The organism is Quadrisphaera sp. GCM10027208 (assembly GCF_042658805.1).
Taxonomy (GTDB): domain Bacteria; phylum Actinomycetota; class Actinomycetes; order Actinomycetales; family SCSIO-59966; genus SCSIO-59966.
In genome coordinates this window covers 289,661-295,969 of the sequence record NZ_JBHSRC010000005.1, presented here as the reverse complement: position 1 = coordinate 295,969, position 6,309 = coordinate 289,661, and the positions used below count along the sequence as shown (strand labels likewise).

The 6,309-nt window shown below is 66.8% G+C and carries 5 protein-coding genes and 1 pseudogene; 4 read left to right on the top strand and 2 right to left on the bottom strand.

The window, feature by feature from the left end; all coding sequences use genetic code 11:
• The first annotated feature begins 97 nt into the window (after nucleotides 1-97).
• Nucleotides 98-2,737 carry an ATP-dependent RecD-like DNA helicase gene (locus ACFP6A_RS10640; protein WP_379603503.1) on the top strand — a complete coding sequence of 880 codons (2,640 nt, stop codon included), beginning with the start codon at nucleotides 98-100 and terminating at the stop codon, nucleotides 2,735-2,737.
• A 275-nt stretch (nucleotides 2,738-3,012) separates the two neighbouring features.
• A complete protein-coding gene (locus ACFP6A_RS10635) occupies nucleotides 3,013-3,156 on the top strand; it encodes a hypothetical protein (protein WP_379603486.1) in 144 nt (47 codons plus the stop codon).
• 43 nt (nucleotides 3,157-3,199) lie between these two features.
• Here ACFP6A_RS10635 and ACFP6A_RS10630 read toward each other — a convergent pair.
• Nucleotides 3,200-4,832, bottom strand: a pseudogene (locus ACFP6A_RS10630) (IS1634 family transposase).
• 96 nt (nucleotides 4,833-4,928) lie between these two features.
• On the opposite strand from ACFP6A_RS10630, the gene ACFP6A_RS10625 reads away from it, so the two are divergent.
• Both ACFP6A_RS10625 and ACFP6A_RS10620 read left to right on the top strand, forming a co-directional pair.
• Nucleotides 4,929-5,102: a hypothetical protein gene (locus ACFP6A_RS10625; protein WP_379603485.1), complete on the top strand. Its 174-nt coding sequence runs from the start codon at nucleotides 4,929-4,931 to the stop codon at nucleotides 5,100-5,102.
• Between the two features lie 10 nt (nucleotides 5,103-5,112).
• Nucleotides 5,113-5,961, top strand: a complete 849-nt coding sequence (locus ACFP6A_RS10620; RefSeq protein WP_379603484.1) for a phosphotransferase — start codon at nucleotides 5,113-5,115, stop codon at nucleotides 5,959-5,961.
• On the opposite strand, the gene ACFP6A_RS10615 is transcribed toward ACFP6A_RS10620, so the two are convergent.
• On the bottom strand, nucleotides 5,907-6,302 hold the full coding sequence (locus ACFP6A_RS10615; protein WP_379603483.1) for a DUF3054 domain-containing protein: 396 nt from the start codon (nucleotides 6,300-6,302) through the stop codon (nucleotides 5,907-5,909). The genes ACFP6A_RS10620 and ACFP6A_RS10615 overlap by 55 nt on opposite strands.
• Nucleotides 6,303-6,309 lie beyond the last annotated feature (7 nt).

Below are 6,309 nucleotides of genomic sequence, written 5' to 3'. Positions count from 1 at the left end.
ATGGGCAGCGTCAGAACTCCCATCATCGGAAGACCTCGACCCCTACCCGGCCAACGACGCGCCGTCGCCACCTACACCGTCAACTGCGAAGAGCCACATTGCGGCCTTGAGCCATGACCGACCGTTGCTCGCCCAGAACATCCTCGGCCAGCTTCGTAACCTCGTCGAAGGGCTGGCGGTCCGGCTTCACGCAGGCAGCGGCGACGCGACGTTCGAGTACTCCGCCGTGGGTGGCGCGATGAGCCACGTTGCCTCCAGCGGACAGCTCAACTTCGTCTCCCGGTTCCACAAGTTGCTGCAGATCAGCGTCTCGCACTACACGATGGGCGGAGATCCATCAGAGCGCCTCATGCTGAAGTACTACGACTATCTGCTCCGCGTTCGCGACCTGGTCAACACCCAGATCGGAATGACGATCTTGGGGAACCTCGAGGACTTTCCCGTCGACCTCGACCCGTCGCTAAGGGAGTACCACCAGAAGATCGCGGAGCGGATCGTGGCGGCTCGCTCGCTCCCGCCGAGCCAGAGCGGCAAGAACCGCTACTACATCCACGCTGTCCGACCGTTCTTCGCCGACGGGCAGATCTACTACGAGGTGACCTTCTACAACGCTGTCAACCGCGTCAGTAAGTTCGAGCGGATCATCGGTTTCACCGACATCGACATCACCGACAAGTACGCGGCGAACCTTGTCCTGGAGAGCGATGCCATCCAGGTGCTCGGCCAAACCATGCCGATCACGATCATCCGGGAGTGGGAGGTCTCGATCCGGCCATGCGAGTTCGACAACTTCGCCCGGATCCTCGACCACCAGATCAAGGTCTCGACCGGTAGCTCTGAGTACAAGAACCTGATGCAGTACCTGACGCGGACCTCGTCGAGTCTGCTCGACATCGTCGACATGGACGATGCCAAGTACGCATCCCTCAAAGACTGGGCGACCAAGCGCTCCCGCCAGCCACAGATCTTTCCCGTGCTCGACGCGGTGCGCCGACTGAACGGAACGAGCGCACCGGGGACCAACGTGCTGCGCTACCTGATGCTGCGGATGAACAATCAACTCATCAAGCTGCAGTACATCCCCGAGGCCTGCGGGGTGCTGTCGGACCTCAGCCTGGAGTACGGCTGCAAGCCATTCGACCGCATGCCGTTCTGCACCTCGCTCTATGGGCACAACCCGCGGTTCGTCGACCTCGCTGAGTGCCTGGACACAGCCGGCCGCACCCACGAGCTCCTGGCTCACCGCGTGAAGCGCAACGTCGAGGACCGCGGCATGCTCTACACACCCGAGTCAGATCTCCAGGATCTGGGGGAAGTCGACCAGCTGATCAACGCCTACAACAGCAGCCTCTACTACAAGCACACCGGACGACGGCTCGTGAAGGACAAGGGACACGTCTTCATCAAGGAGTACGAGGACAGCGCTGTCGCCATTATCGAGAAACTCCAGCAGCACGCCGCGACGGGCGTTCCTGGACAGGACAGCGCGGTGCAGCAGTGGCTGGCGCAGACAACTCCAGGACCCGACGACCCTCTGAAGGCCCAGGCACTTGAATCACTGTTCGTCGACTCCCACGTCGCACTGATCTACGGGGCGGCAGGCACCGGGAAGTCGACGATGATCAGCCTCATCGCCCAGTACTTCAACACCAAGCAGAAGCTCTTCCTCGCCCATACCCATCCGGCCGTCGACAACCTGAAGCGTCGAGTCAACGCCCAGGACTCGACCTTCCGGACGATCAGCAGCCACATCGGCAACCATGACGCCACCCAGTACGACGTCCTGATCATCGATGAGTGCAGCACGGTCAGCAACGCGCACATCCTAAAGGTGTTGGAGCGAACGTCGTTCAAGCTGCTCGTGCTCGTGGGAGACGTCTACCAGATCGAGTCGATCCAGTTTGGCAACTGGTTCGGTCTGGCCCAGTCGTTTGTCCCCAAGACCGCGGTGTTCGAGCTCACGACACCATTCCGGACGACCAACTCTGCGCTCCTCGACCTCTGGTCCACGGTGCGCGAGCTCAAGCCTGACATCGCCGAGACGCTGGCCCGCAACGGCTACTCCACCGTGCTCAACGAGAGCCTGTTCACCGCGCAGCGCGACGACGAGATCGTCCTGTGCTTGAACTACGACGGCCTGTACGGCATCAACAACGTAAACCGCTTCCTCCAGAGCTCTAACCCAGGCGCAGCCACAGCGTGGGGCGCCTCGACCTACAAGATCGGCGACCCCGTGCTGTTCAACGAGACCGATCGCTTCCGGCCAACGATCTACAACAACCTCAAGGGGAGAATCGCTGGCATCGGGGCCTTCCCCGGACGGATCCAGTTCGAGGTGGCACTGGACCGACCAGTCTCCGCGTTCGACGTCGACGGGATCGAGCTCCGCTACGTCAAGGACTCCATCGTTCAGTTCGACGTGTACGAGCGCGGCAGCGGTGATGATGACGACGACTCGACGTCTGGCTCCGTGCCGTTCCAGGTTGCCTACGCGGTGTCGATCCACAAGGCCCAAGGTCTGGAGTACGACTCAGTCAAGGTCGTCATCACGGATGCCAACGAGGACGACATCTCACACAACATCTTCTACACGGCCATCACCCGGGCCCGTGAGCACCTCCAGATCTTCTGGACGCCGGAGACGGAACACGCAGTGCTCGGCAGCCTGAGGCGCAGCGTCAACAAGAAGGATGCGGTACTCCTGTCGAAGCGCCGAGGACTGTCGCCGATGCCCTAACAGCGATCACTCCGTTCAGTGTGCAAGGACTTCGAGGCACACCAAACGCCGACGCGCCGGAGTGGGCCGCACTGGGGCCGCTGACCAACGAAAATCGACCCCTGACGCTGGAAGACGTTGAAAGGTGTCTTCGCAGGTCAGGGGCCGTTTTCAGGCACCTAGCCCGGGGCTAGCCGCCGGCACCCAGGCTTCACTCGGCCGTCGTCCCGCCGTTCGCCGGGATCAACTCGCGCAGGGTGACGTCTCGGGGTTCGCGAACTTCCAAGCGGGGCTGTGTGCTGGCGCGCTTCACCCCTGAGCGGCTCCAGGCCGACTTCACGGTGCTGCCGTACGTACGGCAGCCCGTGGTGCTGATCCCGACCCGCGACTCGTTCGTCGTCGAGGCCGGTCGGCCGGGCCTGCAGCCGGCCGAGCGGTAGCGTCGGGCCGGTGCAACGCCATCCCCTGAGTTTGGTCATTCGGTTAGTGCCTGAGTTGTCGCCGTTGGAGAGCGTCGAGGACTGCTCGCTTGTCGGCGGGGACCGCTGGGGGGAACGTCTGTGTGGTGCCGTTGATCGCGATAGTCGCTGAGCGCAGCGTGCGGAGTTGTCGGATGACGTTCCCGATCGCCAGGCCGGTTCGGTTCTGGACCTCTCGGGAGACTGCCAGCGCGGTGAAGACGACCGTCAGGTGCGCCTCAATCGCGTCGCGGGTGCGAGCGAACATCGGCCGAGCGCGTAGGTCGGTCTTGCTCATCCGGAAGGACTGCTCGACGCGCCACAGGTCGTGGTAGGAGTCGATGACTTCACCGGGGGGCATCAGGTGGACGGGGATGTTGGTGACGTAGCCCTTCAGCCCGACCAGCCGCCTGGCCCGCGCCAACGCAGCCTCGTCCAGGCTCCGCTCGCCGTTACTGGATTTCACGAACCTCGGCGTGCGAGTGGCCTTTTCTCCGGCGATGACCGCGCGGGCGCGGTTCTCCTGCAAGGTGAGCGTCTTGGCATCTCGTGCTGCCCGTTTAGCCGAGTACGCCCACACCGCCCGCCACGAGCCCGTGTGGGTGGCAGAGTCCCAGACCGGTTCAGCCCGCACCGCGGTGTTGTTCTCGCTGCGCTGACCGGCCTTGGGGGTGAGGGTGTCGATGATCTGTCCGTCGGTGAAGGCGTCCCCGTGCCAGCGGAAGTGGGAGGCCAGGTCGATAGGCGCCTTGGTCATCCTCGAGCCGACGATGAACCGCAGGTTCGCCTCGTCCAGTTCGCGCAGGTTCGCCGCCGACAGCATCCCGGCGTCGGCGACGATGACCATGTCGGCGACGTCGTGGCGGGCCTGGAACTGCCACGATCGGGACGATCGTCGCCGTCTCGGCCTTGTTCCCCTCGAAACAGCCGATCTCCAGCGGGAACCCGCCCCGGTCCACCAGCAGGCCGACCACGATCTGCGGGTCCACCCGGCGCTCCTTGGAATACCCGACCTTGCGCAGCTCGTCTTCCTTGTCGGCCTCGAAGTACAGCGTCGTCACGTCGTAGAGCACCAGCGACACGTCGCCGTTGCCGACCGCGTGGGTGAAGCACAACCGCGCCAGGGTGTCCCGGTAGGCGCCCTGGTGAGCCCGGGTCAGGGTGCGGCGCATCGTCTTCTCGCTCGCCGGCTTCACACCCAGGTCGGCCAGCACCCGGCCGGCGTCCAGGATCGAGGTCGGTTCCACGATCCGGGCGATGACCAGGTCGCGGAAGACCGTGTCGCCCAGCGCGTCGAACCCCAGATCGGTGAACACCGCGGCCAACGCGTCGAACAGCGCCCGCGAGGCGGTCGCCACCACCCGCGGGGCCGCAACCGGCGTCTGCGGAGCCGGTGAGGCGGGGCCGCCGAACAGGGCCGGATCGTCGGCCCGCCCGATCAGCGGCGTCCTCACCGCCACCGGTTCGACCCCGAGGTCCAACGCGCACTGACCCGGGTCGTCCAACAGCTGCCGCGCCCGCTCGACCAGCAACCCGAGCTCGGCCTCGCTATGCGCAGAACCGACATGCGCGATGATCCGCCGCCGACCGTTCACAGACTCGGCGATCTGCACGGCCGTCGCACCCGAGGCCGTCCGAACCCGCCGAACCCACGCCACACGAGCCACCGTACGGCACCAATTAGTGCCTCAGAACCGCTGCCCAGCCACCATCATCGCAGGTCAGACCGGTGCGCCTCGCCCCACCCCACGACGGTGACCAAACTCAGGTCCAAGCGGGGCTGTGTGCTGGCGCGCTTCACCCCTGAGCGGCTCCAGGCCGACTTCACGGTGCTGCCGTACGTACGGCAGCCCGTGGTGCTGATCCCGACCCGCGACTCGTTCGTCGTCGAGGCCGGTCGGCCGGGCCTGCAGCCGGCCGAGCGGTAGCGTCGGGCCGGTGCAACGCCATCCCGTGCAGCGACGCCGCTTCACCGGTTTCGACGGTCCGGTGGTGCAGCTGCCTTCGGGCGACGTCACGGAGGGCGTCGTGCGCGTCGGAGAGACGGTCCGACGTCCGCACCAGCCGCAGAGCCTGTCGGTGGCCGCCTACCTCGACCACCTCGAGGACGCCGGGTTCGAGGGCAGCCCGCGGTACCTGGGACGAGACGCGCAGGGGCGTGACGTGCTCACCTTCCTCCCAGGCGACGTGGCGGGGGACCCGCCGCAGGCGTGGGCGGCGGACGACCGGTTGCTGGCGTCGGTGGCGCGGCTGCTCCGCCGCCTGCACGCGGCGTCCGAGGGGTTCGTGCCACCGCCCGGAGCGGTCTGGCGACGCGATCTCGTGCGCGTCCCGGCGCCGGTGCACGACCCGGAGCCGGAGGTGGTCTCCCACCTGGACGTCACGCCGCAGAACGTCGTCGTCCGTGACGGGCAGGCGGTCGGCTTCGTCGATTTCGACCTGGCCGGTCCGACCACGCGTGTCCTGGACGCCTGGAACACCGCGATGCACTGGGTCCCCATGCGGGACCCCGCGGATCTCTGGCCGGCGTGGCAGCGCGTCGACCAGCCTCACCGCCTGCGCCTGTTCGCCGACGCCTACGGCCTCACGTCGGGCGAGCGCGAGCGGCTGGTCGACCTGGGGATCGAACGGGCAGAGGTCACGTGGCATCGGATGCGGGCGAGCGCGGAGCAGCTGGGTGGCGGCTGGGCGAGGATGTGGGCGGACGGCGCGGGAGACGCGATCCGGCGGCGTCAGGCGTGGCTGCGCCGGGAGCGCGAGCGGCTTGCTCGCGCCCTCATGGCCTGAGCGAGCGCCCGCCAGCCCAGCATCAGCACCCCGAGCGTGACGACCGCCACGACGACGAAGGGCGCGGCCGTGCCGTCGCCGCCCGCGCGCCGCAGCAGCAGGCCGGCGCCCACGGTGACCAGCCAGACGGGCACGCCGGTCCGCAGCACGGCGTCCGGCGCCCGCCACCCCCGCGCCATGAGCCAGCCCAGGGCGGCCGCCACCAGGAACGGCCAGGCGACCTGCGCCGTCCCGGCGAGGTCCAGGCCTTCGGCGTGGGTGCGGCGTCCGGCGACGACGAAGCCGACCACCGCAAGGACGTCGAGAGCGGCGGCGGGAAGGGGACGCACCCGAGCCACCATAGGGCGG

What these genes read in the sequence shown, in the direction of transcription:
- ACFP6A_RS10615 (WP_379603483.1), bottom strand. Translation starts at nt 6,302, where the DNA reads ATGGTGGCTCGGGTGCGTCCCCTTCCCGCCGCCGCTCTCGACGTCCTT.